Raw genomic sequence first — 19,477 nt, 5'->3', positions numbered from 1 at the left:
CACGGTTTGACGCCACGAATCGCAGATTTGAAAGTGAACAGGAAAGTCAATGAAATCAACGATCTACCAACACCACCTCCGCGCCAGTGCTAGCTTTTCGTACCGTCACTTATTGCACTGAAAACGAGGAGACCCCAAGACAACCACCTGCTCGAATTGCTGGGGCGCACTGAGCGCAAACGCCTTATCGAACAATGCGAACCCACCGATTGGGCGATGTCGGAAGTCGTGTGTGAACGCCACGCACGCACGCGCCACGTGTATTTCCCCACCGCCGGTTTTGTTTCCCTTGCGATTGAAGCCGCCGATCGCCCAGGCCTGGAAGTGGGCATGGTCGGAAGTGAAGGGATGTTGGGCGCCGAACTGCTGCTCGGTCAGACGACGGCCCCCTGGCGCGCCGTGGTTCAGGATGAGGGGACCGCGTGGCGGATGAAGGCATCGGTTTTTCAGGCGGCCCTGATCGAGAGCCCGTTGTTGCGCAGACTCGTGTCGCGGTACCTGAGCTTTCGCATGGAGCAGCTCAGTCTGGGCGCCGCATGCGAGCGCTTTCACGAGATCGGACCGCGCCTGGCCCGCTGGTTGCTCATGAGCCAGGACCGCGCCAATGGCAACACTTTTCACGTGACGCATGCCTTTCTGGCCTGCATCCTGGGCGTGCGCCGTGTGGGCGTCACTGTGGCTGCCAGCGAAATGCAGCGCCTTGGCCTGATCGAATACCGGCGGGGCAAGCTCACGGTGCTCGACCGCGACGCTTTGCACACCAGGGCGTGCAGTTGCTACGACAGCAACCGGCGAGATTACGCGCGAACAGTGGGGTGATCGCGCCTTTGTGTTGATCGCTTAGAGCTCATCCAGCGTTTGGCCAAGCAGCCGAAGGCCATGCATCCCGGTGGTTTTGCGCAAGGCTTGCAGTTGGGCTGCCCAGGCTGGGGTGCGGGTGCCCTGCAGGTGTCCCCGCATCACGCTTGCGCGTTGCACCAGCAGATCGGTCAGTGGCATGGGTGCGAAGGCAAAGCGCCGTTCCAGTTGCTGCGCATGGTGCCCGATCAATACCGCGTCACGGCGCAGCCAGCCGATCTCTATGCCGTTGCGGTGCACCCAGACGTGGTTGTGTGCCAGCCCGCCTTTTTCGATCATTGCCAGGGCTTGCGCCAGGTGCCGGTCAGCTATGTCGGTATCGGGTTCAATGCGCGCGGCAATCGACAGCACTGCCGGCGCCATGTAGTGCGGGGTGTGGATTTCACGCAGCCGCGCCACAGCCAGACTGGCCTCTTGTCGGGCCCGCTCCACTTGTCCAGCCCACGCCAGCGCGTCGGCCAGGAATATGCGGTTCTCCGGCTCGAATCGGGCCGCACCCATCTCCTGCGCTAGCTGCTGGGCGCGCAGCGCCAGGGGCTCCACCTCGTCGAAGCGGCCCATTTCCTGCAGGGCCAGTATCACCGCGTGTATCGCGATCATTTCGGCCCGGGGCAGCCCGACGGCACGGGCGCGTTGCATCGCGTCAATCGCCTCCTGTTGCATCGCCCGCACATCCAGCGAGCCAAACCGGCAAAAGGCGGCCATGGGCGCGTTGGCGATTTCAGTGCGCCCCTGACCGCTTTCGCGCGACGCGGCCACGCAGCGGGTGAAGCAATCGTGGGCCACCAGCCAGCGGCCGCGTGCGTACTCGGCGTCGCCCAGGCCGCCCAGCGCCATGGCCCGCGCAAGCGGCGACCGCGCCTTGTCGGCCAGCGCCAGTGCCTGCGTTTGCGCGGCCAGGCAGATGTCGGTCTGCCCGAGCGGAAACGCAATGTTGCCGCGCTGGTGCTGGATGGCCGAGAGCGTGGCCCAGTCGTCCGCCTGCGTGGCGATGGCTTCGGCCTGATCAAGTGCCGACAGCGCGCCGTCCAGGTCGTCAAAGATGCGGCGCGCGCCGGCCAGGCCCAGCAGGGCGGTGCAGCGTTCGGCGCCACTTTCGTGCACGGCCAGGGCCAGGGTGAAGGTGTCCTGTGCGGCACGGGCCTGTCCCATGTCCAGTTGCGCGGCGCCACGCACCAGCAGCAGGGTGCCGCGCGCGCTGGTATCGGGCTGCAGGGCAAGCCCTCGATCGGTCAGGGCCAGCGCGGCGGCGGCACGCAGCGCCTCGCGTTCCACCGCGGCCGCCCGCGCATAGGCGGAAGGCGCGCCGGGGTCGCCCGCCCGCTCAAGGTGTTCGGCGCACAGCACCGGGTCGCGATCGACAAACCACTGGGCCGCCGCGCGGTGCAGCCGGGCGCGTGGCTCCCGCAGCAGTGACATGTAGATGCCCTCGCGAATCAGCGCGTGGCCAAAACACAGGGTGTGGCCTTCGGCGCGCAGCAGGCCGGTGCGCAGGCTGGCGCTCAGTGCGGGGTTGGTGTGGTTGAGCACCGCAAACAGCGCCTGCGGCTCGAAGCGCTGGCCCAGCACGCTGGCCGTGCGCAGCACGTCCTGTTCGGCTGCGGGCAGGCGGTCCACCCGTGCAATCACCAGGCTGCGCAGCGAGGCGGGCAGGGCGGTGCCACCGGCCTCGCTGGCGTGGCGCAGCAGCTGGTCCAGATACAGCGGGTTGCCGCCGCAGCGCTCCACACACTCGCGCAGCCAGCCATCGGGCTTTGGGCCAAAGTGCCGTGCGAGTGCGGTGGCGTCTTCTTTGTCCAGCGGGCCCAGGTTGAAGGTGGTCAGGGGCGCATCGCCCAGTGCCTGCTGCCAGCCGCGCTCCAGCGGGTCGCCATCGCCCCGGCTGGTGGCCAGCAACACCAGCGCTTGTGTGCGGGCCAGCTGCGCCAGGCGCGCCATGCCTTCCAGGGTATCGGCGTCGGCCCAGTGCAGGTCTTCCGCCACCAGCAGCGTGGGCTGGCGCGCGCTGCTGCGGCTGGCCAGGTGCGTCAGCAGTTCATGCACGGCGGCGCGCCGGGCCATGGCGCCCGCGGCCTGCCAGGCGGTGCGGCCGTCGCTGGTCATGGCGCCTTGCACCAGGTCGGCCAGCGCGGCCTGCCAAAGCAGCGGCGCGTCACCCTCCAGCGCCAGGGCCACCTCGCCCACGCGCTGCGGCAGCAGCCCCGCCGCCCACTGAGCCAGCAGGCCGCCGCTGCGCCCGCCGCCGAAGTCCAGCGCCTGCGCGCCGACCACCACACAGCCTTGCGCCAGCGCATGGGCCCGCACAGCTTCCACCAGCCGCGTCTTGCCAATGCCCGGCTCGCCGCGCAGCAGCGCCACATGGCCGGCGCCCGCGCGGCATGCCAGATCAATGATCTGGTGCAAAGCGGCCCGCTCGGCATCACGGCCCATCAGCGGCGACGCCGCCATACCCTCCGCCGGCGCGATGGACTGCAGCCGCCACAGTGGCTGCGGCAAGTCGATGCCCTTGAGCGCATGCGGGCCCATGGCCTCAAAGCGGGCGCCGTCTCCCACCGTGCGCACCACCGCTTCGGACACCACGGTCTCATTCGAACCGGCCTGGCCCACCAGGCGCGAAGCCAGGTTGACCGCATCGCCCAACACCGTGTAGCCGCCGTGGGTCAGCCCGCCGGCCACCACCTCGCCCAACGACACGCCGATGTGCAGCTGCACGCTCTGCCCGAACGCCACGCCAAACTCTGAGGTGAGCACGGCCGCCACCTGGTGTAACGCCTGTGCCGCACGCAGTGCCCGCAGCGTGTCGTCGCCGTGTGCAATCGGGGCACCAAAAATCGCCATCACACCGTCGCCCAGGTGTTTGTCCACCAGCCCGCCGGCTTCGGTGATGGCGGGGTCGCACAGCGCGTAGAAGCGCTCGCACAGGCGCTGCACGTCTTCGGGGTCGAGCCGGGTGCACAGTTCGGTGAAGCCACAAATGTCGGCAAACAGCACCGCCGCCTGCCGCCGCTGCGCGGACAGACCGGCGGTGGGCGGTGGCTGGCGCGGCCCCTGCGCAATGGCGCCGAGAATCTTCTTGCGATGGCCCAGCGCGGCCACCCCCAGCTCTTTGAGATCGGCATCGGTCAGATCGGGCAGCACCGACTCGTCGATGTGGTTGCTGGCGAAAGCCTGCGCGTATTCGCCCAGCCCGAGCGACTGCAACCAGGACGAGACATCGAGTGACATGGGCCACCTCCGGCGGACCAGTCTATGGTCGTGGGCGGGGTTCGTAAAGCGCCCTGAGACTGGCAAGGGCACCAACAAAAAAGCCCTTGGGATTCAAGGGCTTTGCTGTGTCGGCTGCTGTCGGCTGACCTCGACGGCTGTCAATTGGCGGGAGGGCGTCGTTCACATGACGGGCTGTAGGCCGCGTGGATTCTCGATTTTCTTGATTTGTTTTTCGAAGATACCACCAAAAATACCACCACGTCTCATCTACGGCTTTTCTGCCCTGAGTGAGTAGTTCAAAAAAAGCTTCTTGAGCATCCGGCGATTAGAGTATCTAGAAAAAAACGGTGCTACATGCTGATGACGACCCCTCCCGCGTCGCAGACACGTTGAGGCCGGCAGCCTGGGTCGTGCCCTCAAGGGCCTGAAACGCATCCGGTCCCGTACGGTCAGTAAGGACGTCAGGTTCCTCGCTTTGTCTGGGCCCTCGCCAAAGAGTTTCTTAGCAAGGTCTGGCTTTTGCGCTCTAAGCCATCCATTACAAACTGAACACTTGATCTTGTCGGGACACCACCGCATCCCAGCCCACTCCCCGTTTAATGCGCACGCGCAGCGCGTCTGCGGCGTCCGGCACTCCATGCACTATGAAGATACGCCGAGGCGCGCGCCGAAAACCGCCGAGCCAACGCAGCAATTCATTGCTATCGGCATGCGCAGACAGCATGGGCAGCTCCGCAACCTCTGCCCGCACCGAGACCCATTGACCGTGAATCTTCACCTCGCGCGCGCCTTGGAGCAACGTGCGACCTCGCGTGCCCGCCGCCTGGAAGCCAGAGAACAGGATGGTGTTGCGGTGAACTGGCCCAAAGGCGGCGATGTGATGGAGCACTCGTCCGCCAGTGGCCATGCCACTTGCGGAGACGATCACCTTGGGAAAGGGTTGGATGGCGTCGGGAGCCTCGTAGTCGTTGACGTTCTGCGCCAATGGAAGCTTCTTGAATAGTGTCACGAGGTATCGGTAGCGCTCGATGCAGTTGGCCCAGTTCTGGAAGGTAACATTTCACTTTGATGGCGGCTGTGGAATTTTATCTCTCAGTCGAAAGCCGAGACGATCTAAAGACTCGCATTGGGCGTAGTTGAAGGCCAAATAAAACAAGGACTTACGTGGGCCTCCCAGGGTATTCCCGCGAGGCGCATGCACTGGCGCGCGATTTGCAATGAAGACTCGCCCCCGCCCATAAGCGTGCCGCGTTGTCTCTCCATCCCGATGCGGACAGGACAGCGTGGTGCTCACCACAAGTACCTGGAGACATTCGCCATGGAAACCTTCTACGAGGTCATGCGCCGCAAAGGCATTTCGCGCCGCAGCTTTCTCAAATACTGCTCGCTCACGGCCACTTCGCTGGGCTTGGCGCCGTCCTTCGTACCGCAGATCGCGCACGCCATGGAGAACAAGCCGCGCACACCGGTGCTTTGGTTGCATGGCCTGGAATGCACCTGCTGCACCGAGAGCTTCATCCGCAGCGCCCATCCGCTGGCCAAGGACGTTGTGCTGTCCATGATCTCGCTTGATTACGACGACACACTGATGGCCGCCGCAGGCCACCAGGCCGAGGCGATCCTCGAAGAGATCATGACCAAGTACAAGGGCCAGTACATCCTGGCCGTGGAAGGCAACCCGCCGCTCAACGAAGACGGCATGTTCTGCATCCAGTCCGGCAAGCCCTTCGTGGAGAAGCTCAAGCACGTCGCTAAGGACGCCAAGGCCATCATCGCCTGGGGCTCTTGCGCGTCCTGGGGTTGCGTGCAGGCGGCGAAGCCCAATCCGACGCAGGCCACGCCCATCCACAAGGTCATCACCGACAAGCCCATCATCAAGGTGCCGGGCTGCCCGCCCATTCCCGAGGTGATGACGGGCGTGATCACCTACATGCTCACCTTCGACCGCGTGCCCGAGCTCGACCGCCAGGGTCGCCCGAAGATGTTCTACAGCCAGCGCATCCATGACAAGTGCTACCGCCGCCCGCACTTCGATGCCGGCCAGTTCGTCGAGGCCTGGGACGACGATTCCGCGCGCAAGGGTTATTGCCTCTACAAGGTCGGTTGCAAGGGACCCACCACCTACAACGCCTGCTCCACTGTGCAGTGGAACGAGGGAACGAGCTTCCCGATCAAGGCCGGTCACGGCTGCATCGGCTGTTCGGAAGACGGCTTCTGGGACAAGGGCTCGTTCTACGACCGCCTGACCGACATCCATGCCTTCGGCATCGAGGCCAACGCCGACCAGATCGGTGGCACGGCGGCCGGTGTGGTTGGTGCGGCAGTGGCCGCGCATGCGGCGATTTCGGTGGCCAAGCGCGTGCGCGACAACAACAACGCCAGCAAGCCGGAAGACAAGCGCACACCCGCCGACCACTGACTGACCCCACGACGAGAACGAGGAAAAAAATGGGTGCTTACGAAACTCAAGGCTTCCGCATGGACAACACCGGTCGGCGCATCGTCGTCGACCCGGTGACGCGGATCGAAGGCCACATGCGCTGCGAGGTGAACCTCGACAGCAACAACGTGATCCGCAATGCGGTCTCCACCGGCACCATGTGGCGCGGTCTGGAGGTGATTTTGAAAGGCCGCGACCCGCGCGACGCCTGGGCGTTCGTCGAGCGCATCTGTGGTGTCTGCACCGGTTGCCACGCGCTCGCGTCGGTGCGCGCGGTGGAAGACGCGCTGGACATCCGCATTCCGCTGAACGCCCACCTCATCCGCGAGATGATGGCCAAGACGCTGCAGGTGCACGACCACGCGGTGCACTTCTACCACCTGCACGCACTCGACTGGGTGGACGTGATCTCGTGCCTGAAGGCGGACCCGAAGAAGACGAGCGACCTGCAGCACATGGTGTCGCCGTCGCATCCGATGTCGTCGCCCGGCTATTTCCGTGATGTGCAGAACCGTTTGAAGAAGTTCGTGGAGAGCGGCCAGCTCGGCCCGTTCGCCAATGGCTACTGGGGTTCAAAGGCGTATGTTTTGCCGCCCGAGGCGAACCTGATGGCGGTGACACACTACCTGGAGGCACTGGACCTGCAGAAGGAATGGGTGAAGGTGCACACCATCTTCGGCGGCAAGAACCCACACCCCAACTACCTGGTGGGCGGCGTGCCGTGCGCGATCAACATCGACGGCGACGGCGCTGCGGGGGCCCCGATCAACATGGAGCGGCTGAATTTCGTGCAGGCCCGCATCCAGGAAATGATCGACTTCAACAACAACGTCTACGTGCCAGACGTGCTGGCCATCGGCACCATCTACAAGCAGGCGGGCTGGCTGTACGGTGGCGGCCTGTCGGCCACCAACGTGGCCGATTACGGTACGTACGAGAAGGTGCCTTACGACCACAGCACGCACCAGTTGCCGGGCGGCGTGATTCTGGATGGCGACTGGAACAAGATTCACGAGATCGACCCGCGCGATCCCGAGCAGGTGCAGGAGTTCGTGACGCACAGTTGGTACAAGTACGGCGACGAGACCAAGGGTCTGCACCCATGGGACGGCGTGACCGAGGCAAACTACAACCCCGAGGGGCCGAACTTCAAGGGCACGCGCACGAAGATCGAGCAGCTCGACGAATCGGCCAAATACTCGTGGATCAAGTCGCCTCGCTGGCGCGGCCACGCGGTGGAAGTGGGCCCGCTGTCGCGCTACATCCTGGGTTATGCGCACGCCACGCAAGGCAACAAGTATTGCCAGCGCGTGAAGCAGCAGGTGGACGAGGCGGCGGCGGCCATCAATAGCGGCATTCCGAAGGCGCTGGGCCTGCCCGAGACCAGGTACACCGCCAAGCAGCTCCTGCCGACCACCATTGGCCGCACGCTGGCGCGCGCACTGGAAAGCCAGTACGCCGCTGAAATGATGATGGACGACTTCAAGCAGATGGTCGACAACATCAAGGGCGGCGACAGTAGCACCGCCAACATCGAGAAGTGGGACCCGAAGACCTGGCCGAAGGAGGCCAAGGGCGTGGGCACGGTGGCTGCACCGCGCGGCATGCTGGGCCACTGGATCCGCATCAAGGACGGCAAGATCGAAAACTACCAGTGCGTGGTGCCCACCACCTGGAACGGCTCGCCGCGCGATCACAAGGGGCAGATCGGTGCCTTCGAGGCCTCGTTGATGAATACGCCAATGGTCAACCCTGAGCAGCCGCTGGAAATTCTGCGCACGCTGCACAGTTTCGACCCCTGCCTGGCCTGCTCCACGCACGTGATGAGCGAAGACGGGCAAGAAATGAGCCGCGTCACGGTGCGGTGAACATCCACCCCAGAACAACGAGGAGACTCCCATGAACGCAAAAACAACGCGCGGCCTGATCGCCGCCGCACTGCTCGCCGGCCTGGCCAGCACCTCGCAGGCCCACACCGGCCATGGCACCAGCAGTCTTTATGAGGGCCTGGTGCATCCCTTCGGCGCAGACCATCTTCTGGCCATGGTGGCCGTGGGCGTGTGGTCGGTCTCGGCGCTGCCGGCTGGTAAAGCCTGGCAGGGCCCGGTTGTGTTCCTGCTCGTGCTCATCGCCAGCGCCACGCTGGGCATGCTCGGCTTCACCGTGCCCTACCTGGAGCACGGCGTGTCGCTCTCGGTGGTGATGTTCGGCGCAATGCTGCTGCTCGCGCGCCGCGCCACCGTGACGCCTGCCATTGGCCTCGGGCTGATCGCAGCGGCCGCTTCGCTGCATGGCCTGGCGCACGGTTCCGAAACGCCCGAGAGCGGCTTTGCCGGCTACGCGGCGGGCTTCCTGATCACCACGGCGCTGCTGCATGGGGGTGGCGTGGGCATGGGCATGGGTATCAAGCGCTGGCTGGCCGAGCGCAGCGGCGTGGTGCTCGGTGGGCTGGGCGCGCTGCTGAGCGCGGCGGGCCTGTATCTCTTCGGGCAGCTTGCGGCCTGAGTCCACTCATTCCAGGAGGTCATCACCATGTCCGCCACACACCAACACACGCCTCACCACGCCACGGGTGCCGAGCGCGATGCGCTGGAACTGCAGCAGGGCCAGACGATCCGCTCGGTCTATGTGTACGAAGTGCCGGTGCGCCTCTGGCACTGGATCAATGCGCTCGCCATCACGGTGCTGTGCGTCACCGGCTATTTCATCGGTGTGCCGCTGCCTACCATGCCGGGCGAGGCCAGCGCGAACTACCTCATGGGCTACATCCGCTTCGCGCACTTTGCGGCTGGCTACATCATGGCCGTGGGGCTGGTGGGGCGCGCCTACTGGGCGCTCGTGGGCAACCACCACGCCAAGGAACTGTTCTGGGTGCCGGTGTTCCAGAAGGCGTACTGGCTCGAGGTGTTCAACATGTTGCGCTGGTACCTGTTTCTCATCCCGAAGCCGAACCAGTACGTGGGCCACAACCCGCTGGCGCGCTTTGCCATGTTCTTCTTCTACCTGATGCTGTCGATCTTCATGGTCGTGACCGGCTTCGCGTTGTACGGCGAGGGCTCGCAGATGGGCTCGTGGCAGGAGCGGATGTTTGGATGGGTGATCCCGCTGTTTGGTCAGAGTCAGGACGTGCACACCTGGCACCGCATGGGCATGTGGGGCGTGGTGTTGTTCGTCATCCTGCACATCTACGCCGCCATCCGCGAAGACATCATGGGCCGGCAGAGCATTGTGAGCACGATGATTTCCGGCCACCGCACGTTCAAGGAATGACGTGAGCCGCGCAGCCCGCTCCAGGTTCAGGGCGGCACCGGTGCAACCACCGGTGGGAGTGCCGCTGCGCGTGCCCACGCACCCAGGCCGCTTGCTGGCGCGCACCTGCCTGTTGCCGCTCTCGCTGAACCAGAGCGAAGCCGCGCGGCTGCTCGGCATGTCGCGCCGCCGGCTCCACGAGCTGGTGCACGGCCAGCGTGCCATGTCGCCCGACACCGCCATCCGCTGCGCGCGCGTGTTCCGCGTCGACGCCGCGTTCTGGCTGACGCAGCAGGCCGCCTGGGACAGCTTCCACGCCTGGAAGCGGCTGCGTTCCGCCTCTTCCCCTTCCTCATCCTTCTGATCTCCCAGTGAGCCCAGCCATGCGCCCCACCTCGCCCCAAACGACCTGTCACCCCGGTGGTGACACGCTGCCCACTTCCATCTGCGTGCTCGGCATCGGCAACCTGCTGTGGGCCGACGAGGGCTTTGGCGTGCGCTGCGTGGAAGCGCTGCAGCAGCGCCACGCGTTCGCGCCGCATGTGTCGCTGGTGGACGGTGGCACGCAGGGCCTGTACCTGATCCAGCACGTGCAGGAAGCGGACGCGCTGCTGATCTTCGACGCCATCGACTACGGCCTGGCGCCCGGCACGCTGAAGCTGGTGCGCGACGACGCGGTGCCGCGCTTCATGGGCGCGAAGAAGATGAGCCTGCACCAGACCGGCTTCCAGGAAGTGCTGTCGCTCGCGCAGCTCACGGGCAAGTACCCGTCGCGCGTGCTGCTGATCGGTTGCCAGCCGCAGGAGCTGGAAGACTACGGCGGCAGCCTGCGCCCGGTGGTGAAGGCCGCGATGGAAGAAGCGCTGTTGCTCGGCGTGGCCGAGATCGCGCGCTGGGGCGGCCAGCCCGCGCCGCGCTTGGCGCCGTTGAGCAGCCGCGAGACCGTAACCATGGACGAGCTTGCGCTCGCGGCCTACGAAACGCAGCGCCCCGCGCCGGAAGCGGCCTGCCGCGAAGGCGATGATCGCTTCTTCCCCAAAGAGGCGGCCTGACATGTGCATCGGCATTCCCATGCAAGTGACCGCTGTCGAGCCGGGCCATGCGGTGTGCGAAGGGCGCGGTGAACGCCGCCGCGTCAACACCGCACTGGTGGGTGACGTGGCGCCGGGCGACTGGCTGCTGGTGTTTCTGAGTGACGCGCGCGAGTGCATCGACGCCGCTCGCGCCAGCGAAGTCAACGCCACGCTGGATCTGGTGCTGGGCGCCATGCAGGGCGATGTATTGAGTGGCGATGCCGGCTTCGAGCTGCCTTCGCGCATGAGCGCCGAACAACTCCGCCAGCTTGCTGGCCCTTGATTTTCTGGAGACCTTCATGACCATCGAAACCGCTTTCCGCCCGCTGGCCGTCACCCCGCCCAGCACCGACCCCGCCGCGCCGCTGGTGATGCGCCTGGTGCGCGACTTCGGCGCCGCGCTGGTGGACGAAACCAGCGTGGCCGACTGGGCCGCGCTGCCCGGCGACCGCGTGCTGCTGCTCGCAGGCGACGCGGTGCGCTTCCCCGAAGGGCAGGACGTGGCCGCCGTGCTGCCCGAGCTGATGAAGGTGTTCCCCCAGCGCTTCGAAGTGGCCGCCGTGCCGCGCGACAGCGAAGACGCGGTGGCGCGCCGCTACGGCTCGCAGCGCTGGCCTTCGCTCCTCTTCTTCCGCGGCGGCCAGTACGTGACCGCCATCGCCGGCATGCAGGACTGGGACGTGTACCTGCAGGGCGTGGACGCCGCGCTGCGCATGCCGCCCTCACGCCCGCCCACCATCGGCATTCCGGTGGTGAGCAAGACCGCTTCTTCCAGCGACGCCGGCGGTTGCCACTGAACGCCACGCCTTCCCGCACCTTGCAAGGACACACCCCATGAAAGAATTCCCCATTCCCCTCGTGGCCCTGGGCCCCGGCACGCACACCGAGGACGATTCGCTCGACTACATGCCCATGCCGAAAGACATGGACACCTACCGCCCGCCGATGCTGCCCGAGCCCGAGGAACTCGCGGGCCTGGACCAGGCGCGCAACGCGCTGCAGCAGGTGCTGGCGCTGCTCGAGCGCGGCGCCAATGGCGGCGCGCCGGGCATGGTGCCGCTGGGCCGGCTGGCCCCGCGCGACTTCCAGGTCATCAACCAGGTGATGGGCGAGGGCGAGGCCAGTGCCATCGTGCAGCTGAGCGCAGGCAATCTGGAAGTGCGCGTGCAGGAATCGGTATTCGCCGGCGTCTGGCGGCTCATGACCTGGCGGCGCGGCGAGGGCGCAGACGAACCCGTGCTGGTGCCGGTGGACGACGCGATCGAGGTCGGCCCGGTGCCTTCGCTGTTCGCCGCCATCGCCGCCGAGGATGTGTGGGCCGAACAGCCCGTGTGGCGCGGCGAGCTGCCGCCCAACGTGCAGAACGCGCCACTGCTGGTGGACGAGATCCGCGACCAGGTGGCGCAGTGGCGGCCCGGCCAGGTGCCGCACGTGGTCAACCTCACGCTGCTGCCGGTGTCGCCGGAAGACATCGGCTTTCTGGACCACCAGCTCGGCACCGGCCGCGTGCTGATGCTGTCGCGCGGTTACGGCAACTGCCGCATCTCCAACACGCGCTTGCCGAACTGCTGGCGCGTGGTGTACTACAACTCCATGGACAAGGTCATCCTCAACACGGTGGAGGTGGTGGACATGCCCGAGGTGGCGATGGCCGCACCCGAAGACCTGCGCGACTCGCACGACCGGCTGCGCGAGGTGATGGCCTGGCTGGAAGGGAGTTGAGCGTGGAACACTTCGAAGGCTTCGAGGGCTCCTACCTCGGCAACCGCGAGGTGCTGCGGCCGGACTCGCGCCTGGAATGCAAGATCTGCTGGTGGGTGTACGACCCCGCCACGGGCGACCCGCAATGGCAGATTCCCGCCGGCACGCCCTTCGCCGATCTGCCCTCGCACTGGCGCTGCCCGAACTGCGATTGCGAACCCGATCAGTTTCTGTTGCTTCTATGAACGCCGCCTTGCAAACCCGCGTGCAGACCCTGGTGGATTTCTACCGCCGGGTGCAGGTCGAGCGCATGCAGGGCATTCCCTTGCTGAACGCGGCGCTGTGCGTGGAAGCGGTGGGCTTCGAATGGGGCGCGGACGCCGAAGAGCCGGTGGCCGAGGGCGTGCTGATCACGCCGTGGTTCATGAGCCTGGTGCGCCTGCCCGCGCCACCGCTGCCGCACGGCAACCAGGTGGGCCGCAGCTTCGTGCGCAACTTCGGCAGCGAGCGTTTCGATTTCATCGGCGCGCACGACCCCGCCATCGGCTACCACGAGACCTGCGCGCTGTTCTCACCCATGGGCGAATTCACCACCCAGGCGCTGGCGCGCGAGACCGCGCAGGAAGCGCTGGCGTTGGCCCGACCCGCGCCGGTGGCCACGCCGGTGCCGGTTGAACCCGTGCCGGCGCGCCGGGCGTTCTTTCTCGGTCGGGGTGCGGGGGTGCGCGCATGAGCGCAGCGGCCATGCCCGGCCTGCAGCAGCTCGCGGGCGCGCTGCGCATCACCCCCGGTGCGCCGCCGCCACTCGGTTTGATGAGCACACGCCAGGACTGGGCCGCGCGCATGGGCCATGGCGTGCCGGCGGCGCGCCTGCCCGGCCTCATGGGCAGCCTGTTCAACCTCTGCAGCCAAGCGCACCGCCTGTGCAGCCAGCTCGCCATCGACGCCGCCGCGCCCGGCCTGTTGCCGCCACAGGAGCGCGTGGCCGAACAGTTGCGCCGCGAGACCGCGATGGAGCACGTGCGCCGCATCGGCCTGGACTGGCCGCGCCTGCTGGCCGATGGCGCCGCGCGCAGCGCACACGCCGCCAGCGCGCTGTCCGCGCTGCGCCACTGGCCTTCGCCCACGCAGGCCCTGCCCGAACCCTGGCCGCCGCTGCGCGAGTGGCTGCAACACACGCTGCTGCAGATGCCCGCCGCCGACTGGCTCGCGGCCTGGCAGGCCGGCGGCCCCGACTGGCTGCACACCTGGAGCCGCCGCCACACTCACCACTGGATGCCCGCGCTGGTGGCCGGCGCGCGCAGCAGCGCCGACGGTTTCGCGCCGCTGTCGCCCGACCACGCGCTGCGCCCGCACGCCGAGCCGCCCGGCCTGCGCATGCTGGGCGCCACGCTCGCGCTCAAGCCGCAGTTCGCGCTGCGCCCGCAGTGGCACGGCGCCTGCGCCCACACCGGCCCGTGGACGCGCCTGGCCGGCGCGGCCGACGACACACCGCTGTCACCCTGGGCGCTGCTGGGCTGCCGCCTGGCAGAGCTGTCGCGCCTTGCGCTCGACGGTGGCGACGCCTGGCTGCACTGGGGCGGGCTTTCCACCGGGCCGAACCGGGGTCTGGCCTGGGTGGAGATGGCGCGCGGCCTGCTGGTGCACCAGGTGGAGGTGGACCCGGTGTCCCAGCGCGTGCTGGCCTGCCGCGTGGTCGCGCCCACCGAATGGAATTTCCACCCGCAGGGCGAGGTGGCCCGGCACGTGGCCCGGCTCGACCCCGCCCTGCCCGAAGCCGCGCTCGCGCGGCGCGTGAACCTGCTGGTGGCCGCGTTCGACCCCTGCGTGCCGTTCGCCATCGAACACCGCGCGTTGCCCCGCGCCCAGGCACAGGAGGCCGGCCATGCATGAAGCCAGCCTGGCCGGCGGCGTGCTCCAGCTGGTGGAAGAGACCGCCGCGCGCGAAGGCTTCACGCGCCTGCTGGCGCTGCGCCTCGAAGCCGGCCAGCTCGCGGGCGTGGACGTGCGCGCGCTGCGCTTCGCGCTGGAGGCGCTGGCGCCCGGCACGCTGCTGGACGGCGCGCGCATCGAGATCGACGAACCGGCCGGCCAGGCCTGGTGCCTGGGCTGCTCGACGACTGTGGCCCTGGCGCAGCGCGGCGACGCCTGCCCGGCCTGCGGCAGCTTCCACCTGCAACCGACCGGCGGCAGCGAATTGCGCGTGCTCGACATGCAAGTGGCCGATGATTGAAATGCCTCACGAGACAGAACAGGAGACTCGACATGTGCGTCGTATGCGGATGCAGTGACAGCGGTGCCACGCACCCACACCCCTCACACCAGCACCACCACGCCCCGGCCACGGAAGCGCCGGTGCAGGTGAACCCGGCCAACGGCGACCTGCACTTCGGCGCGGGCTCGGCCCGCGTGTCGGTGCCGGGCATGAGCCAGGCGCGCGCGATCAAGCTGGAGACCGACATCCTCGGCGCGAACAACCGCGTGGCCGCGCAGAACCGCGCGCACTTCGAGTCGCACGGCGTCACAGCGCTCAACCTCGTCTCGAGCCCGGGCTCGGGCAAGACCACGCTGCTGTGCGCCACCATCGAAGCGCTGAAGGCGCACGCGCCGGGCCTGGCGGTGTCGGTGATCGAAGGCGACCAGCAGACCAGCTTCGACGCCGACCGCATCCGCGCCACCGGCGCACCGGCGATCCAGGTCAACACCGGCAAGGGCTGCCACCTCGACGCGCCCATGGTGTCCGAGGCCTTCGCGCGCCTGCACACGCACGACCACGGTCATGACCACGGCCACCACCACCCTCACGCGCACAGCCTGTTGTTCATCGAGAACGTGGGCAACCTGGTGTGCCCCGCCGTGTGGGACCTGGGCGAGGCCGCGAAGGTGGCGATCCTGTCGGTGACCGAGGGCGAGGACAAGCCGCTGAAGTATCCGGACATGTTCGCCGCCGCCTCGCTCATGGTGCTCAACAAGATCGACCTGCTGCAGCACGTGCGCTTCGACGTGGCGCGCTGCATCGAACTCGCGCGGCGCGTGAACCCGGGCATCGAGGTGATCCAGCTCTCGGCCACCACGGGTGAGGGCATGGACGCATGGCTGCACTGGCTGGACCACCGCATGGGCCACGACCACCACCATCACCACCACGACGAAACCCACGGCAGCGAAACCGCGCTGCGCGAGCGCGTGCGCCAGCTCGAGGCCGAACTCGCCCGCACACGCGAGGCCCTGAGCGCCACCACCGCGGGCTGACACCAGCATCATGGAACGCACCGCCCCTTCCGTGCTCGCCTGCGGCGCCTGGCTGAAGAACGCCGCGTGCCTGCTCGACGCGCGCGGGCAGGCCCACTGGTCGCCAGTGCACGGCGACCTGAGCGACCCGGTGGCCTGCGCCGCACTGGAAGCCTCGGCGAGCGCGCTGCTGGGCCGGCACGGCCAGCCGGTGCAGGCGGTGGCGCACGACCTGCACCCCGATTTCTTCAGCACCCGCTTCGCCGTGGAACTCGCGGACGCGCTGGGCGTGCCCGTCATCGGCGTGCAGCACCACCACGCGCACATCGCGGCGGTGGTGGCTGAACAGGGAATCGAAGGCCCGGTGATCGGTCTCGCGCTGGACGGCGTGGGCCTCGGGGACGACGGCGAAGCCTGGGGCGGCGAACTGTTGCTGGTGGACGGCGCGCGGCTGCGGCGCCTGGGCCACCTGCACCCGCTCGCGCTGCCCGGCGGCGACCGCGCTGCGCGCGAGCCCTGGCGCATGGCCGCGAGCGCGCTGCACGCGCTGGAGCGCGGCGACGAGATCGTGCCGCGCTTCGCCCCAGCGGTGGGCGAGGCCACGGCGAGCGGTGTGCGGCAGATGCTGGACCGCCGCCTGAACAGCCCGCTCACCAGCAGCACCGGCCGCTGGTTCGACGCCGCCGCCGCCGCGCTGGGCCTGAGCGTGCGCCAGACCGACGAGGCCGAGGCCGCGATCGCGCTGGAAGCGGCGGCCAGCCGCTGGCTTGCGCACCACGCGGGCCCCGAGCCGCTGGCCGACGCGCTGGTGGACCTGCTCACCGACACCCTGCCCGATGGCCAGCACCGCCTGGACCTTCGCGGTCTGTTCGCGCGCCTGCTCGACGTGCCCGCGGAGCGCGTGGACGAAGCGGCGGCGGGCTTTCACCTCGCGCTGGCCGACGCGCTGGCGCACTGGGCCACACAGGCCGCGCGCGCACACGGCACACGCACCGTGTGCCTGGGTGGCGGCTGCTTCTTCAACCGTGTGCTGCGCGAGCGCGTGAGCGAACGCCTGCGCGCCGCCGGCCTCGCGGTGCACCTGCCAGGCTCCAGCGGCTGTGGCGATGCCGGTCTCGCCCTCGGCCAGGCCTGGGTCGCGGCGCGCCAGCTCGAAGCCGGCACCGCACACCACAACGACACCCACGAAAAGGAATCCCAACCATGTGCCTAGCCATACCCGCGCGGCTGGTGGAGCTGCGACCCGACGACCAGGCCGTGGTCGACCTCGGTGGCATCCGCAAGGAGATCTCCATCGCCCTGGTCGCCGACGTGCAGGTGGGCGACTACGTGATCGTGCACGTGGGCCACGCCATCGGCACCATCGACCCCGAAGAGGCCGAGCGCACGCTCGCGATGTTCGCGGAGATGGCGCAGCTGAATGAAGACGTGGTGGTGGAGACGATCAAATGAAATACATCGACGAATTCCGCGACGGCGAACTCGCCCAGCAGATCGGCGCGCGCATCGCCGCCGAGGCCGACCCGGCGCGCACCTACAGCTTCATGGAGTTCTGCGGCGGCCACACGCACGCGATCTCGCGCTACGGCGTGATGGAGCTGCTGCCGCCCAACGTGAAGATGGTGCATGGCCCCGGCTGCCCGGTGTGCGTGCTGCCCATCGGCCGCATCGACCAGGCCATCGGCCTCGCGCTCGCGCAGGGCGCCATCGTCTGCACCTATGGCGACACCATGCGCGTGCCGGCTTCGGAAAGCCTTTCATTGATCCGCGCGAAGGCGCGCGGCGGCGACATCCGCATGGTGTATTCCGCCGCCGACGCGCTCACCATCGCGCGGCAGAACCCGCAGCGCGAGGTGGTGTTCTTCGCCATCGGTTTCGAGACCACCACGCCACCCACCGCCCTCACGCTGCAGCTCGCGAAGCGCGAAGGCCTGACCAACTTCAGCGTGCTGTGCTGCCACGTGCTCACGCCCTCGGCCATCACGCACATCCTCGAATCGCCCGAGGTGCGCCAGTACGGCACCGTGCCCATCGACGGCTTCGTCGGCCCCGCGCACGTGAGCATCGTGATCGGCTCCGGCCCCTACGAACACTTCGCCGGGGAATACCGCAAGCCGGTCGTCATCGCGGGGTTCGAACCGCTGGATGTGATGCAGGCCATCCTGATGCTGGTGCGCCAGGTCAACGAAGGCCGCGCGCAGGTGGAGAACCAGTTCCGCCGCGCCGTCACCTCCGAAGGCAACCTGAAGGCGCAGGCCGTGGTGTCCGAGGTGTTCGAGCTGCGGCCCAGCTTCGAATGGCGCGGCCTGGGCGAGGTGCCGTACAGCGCGCTGAAGATTCGCGAGGCCTACGCGGCCTTCGACGCCGAGCGCCGCTTTGCGCTCGACTACAAGCCGGTGGCCGACAACAAGGCCTGCGAGTGCGGCGCGATCCTGCGCGGCGTGAAGCGGCCGACCGACTGCAAGATCTTCGGCACCGTGTGCACGCCCGAGAACCCGGTGGGCTCGTGCATGGTGTCGAGCGAAGGCGCCTGCGCGGCGCACTACACCTACGGGCGCTTCCGCGACATTCCGGTCGTGGCCGCCACCGAGGAGGCCACACCATGAGAGCCGACATCGACCAGACCGCCAGCGGCGAGGCCCCGGCGCCGAAGCCGGTGAAGAAGAACTACACCCGACCGCTCGACATCAAACACGGCCGCGTGGACATGGGCCACGGCGCGGGCGGCAAGGCGGCGGCGCAGCTGATCGAGGAACTGTTCCTCGCCGCCTTCGACAACCCTTACCTGCGCCAGGGCGACGACGGCGCGCGCCTGCCGCTGCCCGCGTTCCCAAACGGCCAGGGCCGGCTGGTGATGGCCACCGACGGCCACGTGGTCTCGCCGCTGTTCTTTCCCGGCGGCGACGTGGGTTGCCTGTCGGTGCACGGCACGGTGAACGACGTGGCCATGTCCGGCGCCACGCCGCTGTGGCTGAGCGCGAGCTTCATCCTGGAAGAAGGTTTTCCGCTGGCCGAGCTGCAGCGCATCGTGCGTTCCATGGCGGCGGCCGCGCGCGCCGCCGGCGTGCCCATCGTCACCGGCGACACCAAGGTGGTGGAGAAGGGCAAGGGCGACGGCGTGTTCATCAGCACCACCGGCATCGGCGTGGTGCCGCCGGGCGTGGACATCGCCGGGCGCAACGCGCGCGCGGGCGACGTGCTGCTGCTCTCCGGCACCATCGGCGACCACGGCGTGGCGGTGCTCTCGCAGCGCGAGTCGCTCGCGTTCGAGACCACCATTGAAAGCGACACCGCCGCGCTGCACACGCTGGTGGCCGCCATGCTGCACGCCGCGCCGGGCGCGGTGCGCGTGCTGCGCGACCCCACGCGCGGCGGGCTGGCCACCACGCTGAACGAGATCGCGCGCCAGTCCGGCGTGGGCATGCTGCTGCAGGAGGCCGCCATTCCGGTGCGCGCCCAGGTGGACGCGGCCTGCGAACTGCTCGGCCTGGACCCGCTGTACGTGGCCAACGAAGGCAAGCTGGTCGCGGTGTGTGCGCCCGAGGCGGCCGACGCGGTGCTGGCCGCCATGCGCGCCCATCCACTGGGCGCCGAGGCCGCGCGCATCGGCGAGGTCACCACCGACCCGCACCACTTCGTGCAGATGGCCACGCGTTTCGGCGGGCGGCGCGTGGTCGACTGGCTCAGCGGTGAACAGCTTCCCAGGATATGTTGACCC

Annotated in this window: 21 protein-coding genes; 19 read left to right on the top strand and 2 right to left on the bottom strand. The window is 68.0% G+C overall.

Going from position 1 to position 19,477, the window contains the following annotated elements; genetic code table 11:
• The first annotated feature begins 216 nt into the window (after positions 1-216).
• Positions 217-819, top strand: coding sequence for a Crp/Fnr family transcriptional regulator (locus ISS20_RS08385; protein ID WP_108497433.1), 603 nt, complete (start codon positions 217-219; stop codon positions 817-819).
• A 21-nt stretch (positions 820-840) separates the two neighbouring features.
• On the opposite strand, the gene ISS20_RS08380 is transcribed toward ISS20_RS08385, so the two are convergent.
• Together ISS20_RS08380 and ISS20_RS08375 are read right to left on the bottom strand one after the other, a co-directional pair.
• Positions 841-4,083, bottom strand: coding sequence for an adenylate/guanylate cyclase domain-containing protein (locus tag ISS20_RS08380; RefSeq protein ID WP_108497432.1), 3,243 nt, complete (start codon positions 4,081-4,083; stop codon positions 841-843).
• A 520-nt stretch (positions 4,084-4,603) separates the two neighbouring features.
• Complete coding sequence (locus ISS20_RS08375; protein WP_366827863.1) at positions 4,604-5,074, bottom strand: MBL fold metallo-hydrolase RNA specificity domain-containing protein; 471 nt, start codon at positions 5,072-5,074, stop codon at positions 4,604-4,606.
• A 309-nt stretch (positions 5,075-5,383) separates the two neighbouring features.
• Between ISS20_RS08375 and ISS20_RS08370 the strand changes: the two genes are divergently transcribed.
• Genes ISS20_RS08370 through hypE form a run of 18 tightly spaced genes read left to right on the top strand, consistent with a single transcriptional unit; the run spans position 5,384 to position 19,474 of the window.
• Positions 5,384-6,484 carry a hydrogenase small subunit gene (locus ISS20_RS08370; protein ID WP_026436976.1) on the top strand — a complete coding sequence of 367 codons (1,101 nt, stop codon included), beginning with the start codon at positions 5,384-5,386 and terminating at the stop codon, positions 6,482-6,484.
• A gap of 29 nt (positions 6,485-6,513) precedes the next feature.
• Positions 6,514-8,373: a nickel-dependent hydrogenase large subunit gene (locus ISS20_RS08365; RefSeq protein WP_026436975.1), complete on the top strand. Its 1,860-nt coding sequence runs from the start codon at positions 6,514-6,516 to the stop codon at positions 8,371-8,373.
• A 31-nt stretch (positions 8,374-8,404) separates the two neighbouring features.
• The gene (locus ISS20_RS08360) at positions 8,405-9,010 is read left to right on the top strand and encodes a HupE/UreJ family protein (RefSeq protein ID WP_108497742.1); all 606 of its coding nucleotides are present in this window, start codon (positions 8,405-8,407) and stop codon (positions 9,008-9,010) included.
• Positions 9,011-9,037: 27 nt separating this feature from the next.
• A complete protein-coding gene (gene cybH / locus ISS20_RS08355) occupies positions 9,038-9,775 on the top strand; it encodes a Ni/Fe-hydrogenase, b-type cytochrome subunit (RefSeq protein WP_026436973.1) in 738 nt (245 codons plus the stop codon).
• Between the two features lies 1 nt (position 9,776).
• The gene (locus ISS20_RS08350) at positions 9,777-10,118 is read left to right on the top strand and encodes a HigA family addiction module antitoxin (protein ID WP_233250309.1); all 342 of its coding nucleotides are present in this window, start codon (positions 9,777-9,779) and stop codon (positions 10,116-10,118) included.
• 19 nt (positions 10,119-10,137) lie between these two features.
• Positions 10,138-10,806 (top strand): HyaD/HybD family hydrogenase maturation endopeptidase, encoded by a 669-nt coding sequence (locus tag ISS20_RS08345; RefSeq protein WP_108497741.1) that lies wholly within the window; start codon positions 10,138-10,140, stop codon positions 10,804-10,806.
• Position 10,807: 1 nt separating this feature from the next.
• Positions 10,808-11,110 carry a HypC/HybG/HupF family hydrogenase formation chaperone gene (locus ISS20_RS08340; RefSeq protein WP_026436970.1) on the top strand — a complete coding sequence of 101 codons (303 nt, stop codon included), beginning with the start codon at positions 10,808-10,810 and terminating at the stop codon, positions 11,108-11,110.
• A 16-nt stretch (positions 11,111-11,126) separates the two neighbouring features.
• Positions 11,127-11,624 carry a hydrogenase gene (locus tag ISS20_RS08335; protein ID WP_026436969.1) on the top strand — a complete coding sequence of 166 codons (498 nt, stop codon included), beginning with the start codon at positions 11,127-11,129 and terminating at the stop codon, positions 11,622-11,624.
• 37 nt (positions 11,625-11,661) lie between these two features.
• Positions 11,662-12,549 (top strand): hydrogenase expression/formation protein, encoded by an 888-nt coding sequence (locus ISS20_RS08330; RefSeq protein WP_026436968.1) that lies wholly within the window; start codon positions 11,662-11,664, stop codon positions 12,547-12,549.
• The gene (locus tag ISS20_RS08325) at positions 12,546-12,773 is read left to right on the top strand and encodes a rubredoxin (RefSeq protein WP_108497740.1); all 228 of its coding nucleotides are present in this window, start codon (positions 12,546-12,548) and stop codon (positions 12,771-12,773) included. The genes ISS20_RS08330 and ISS20_RS08325 overlap by 4 nt, the downstream gene beginning before the upstream one ends.
• On the top strand, positions 12,770-13,261 hold the full coding sequence (gene hybE, locus ISS20_RS08320) for a [NiFe]-hydrogenase assembly chaperone HybE (protein WP_051248958.1): 492 nt from the start codon (positions 12,770-12,772) through the stop codon (positions 13,259-13,261). The genes ISS20_RS08325 and hybE overlap by 4 nt, the downstream gene beginning before the upstream one ends.
• A gap of 11 nt (positions 13,262-13,272) precedes the next feature.
• Complete coding sequence (locus tag ISS20_RS08315; RefSeq protein ID WP_291435521.1) at positions 13,273-14,421, top strand: hypothetical protein; 1,149 nt, start codon at positions 13,273-13,275, stop codon at positions 14,419-14,421.
• A complete protein-coding gene (locus ISS20_RS08310) occupies positions 14,414-14,761 on the top strand; it encodes a hydrogenase maturation nickel metallochaperone HypA (RefSeq protein ID WP_026436965.1) in 348 nt (115 codons plus the stop codon). Before ISS20_RS08315 ends, ISS20_RS08310 begins: the two co-directional genes overlap by 8 nt.
• 32 nt (positions 14,762-14,793) lie before the next feature.
• Positions 14,794-15,780: a hydrogenase nickel incorporation protein HypB gene (gene hypB, locus ISS20_RS08305; protein WP_026436964.1), complete on the top strand. Its 987-nt coding sequence runs from the start codon at positions 14,794-14,796 to the stop codon at positions 15,778-15,780.
• Positions 15,781-15,790: 10 nt separating this feature from the next.
• The gene (locus ISS20_RS08300) at positions 15,791-16,972 is read left to right on the top strand and encodes a hypothetical protein (protein ID WP_026436963.1); all 1,182 of its coding nucleotides are present in this window, start codon (positions 15,791-15,793) and stop codon (positions 16,970-16,972) included.
• Positions 16,963-17,211 carry a HypC/HybG/HupF family hydrogenase formation chaperone gene (locus tag ISS20_RS08295; protein ID WP_026436962.1) on the top strand — a complete coding sequence of 83 codons (249 nt, stop codon included), beginning with the start codon at positions 16,963-16,965 and terminating at the stop codon, positions 17,209-17,211. The genes ISS20_RS08300 and ISS20_RS08295 overlap by 10 nt, the downstream gene beginning before the upstream one ends.
• Positions 17,208-18,365 carry a hydrogenase formation protein HypD gene (gene hypD / locus ISS20_RS08290; protein ID WP_026436961.1) on the top strand — a complete coding sequence of 386 codons (1,158 nt, stop codon included), beginning with the start codon at positions 17,208-17,210 and terminating at the stop codon, positions 18,363-18,365. The genes ISS20_RS08295 and hypD overlap by 4 nt, the downstream gene beginning before the upstream one ends.
• The gene (gene hypE, locus ISS20_RS08285; RefSeq protein ID WP_051248951.1) at positions 18,362-19,474 is read left to right on the top strand and encodes a hydrogenase expression/formation protein HypE; all 1,113 of its coding nucleotides are present in this window, start codon (positions 18,362-18,364) and stop codon (positions 19,472-19,474) included. The genes hypD and hypE overlap by 4 nt, the downstream gene beginning before the upstream one ends.
• The last annotated feature ends 3 nt before the right edge of the window (positions 19,475-19,477 follow it).

Origin of the sequence: Acidovorax sp. (assembly GCF_016783915.1) — a bacterium.
GTDB lineage: Bacteria > Pseudomonadota > Gammaproteobacteria > Burkholderiales > Burkholderiaceae_C > Acidovorax.
The sequence above is the reverse complement of the archived record's forward strand: the minus strand, read 5'-3'. Positions and strand labels throughout refer to the sequence as shown.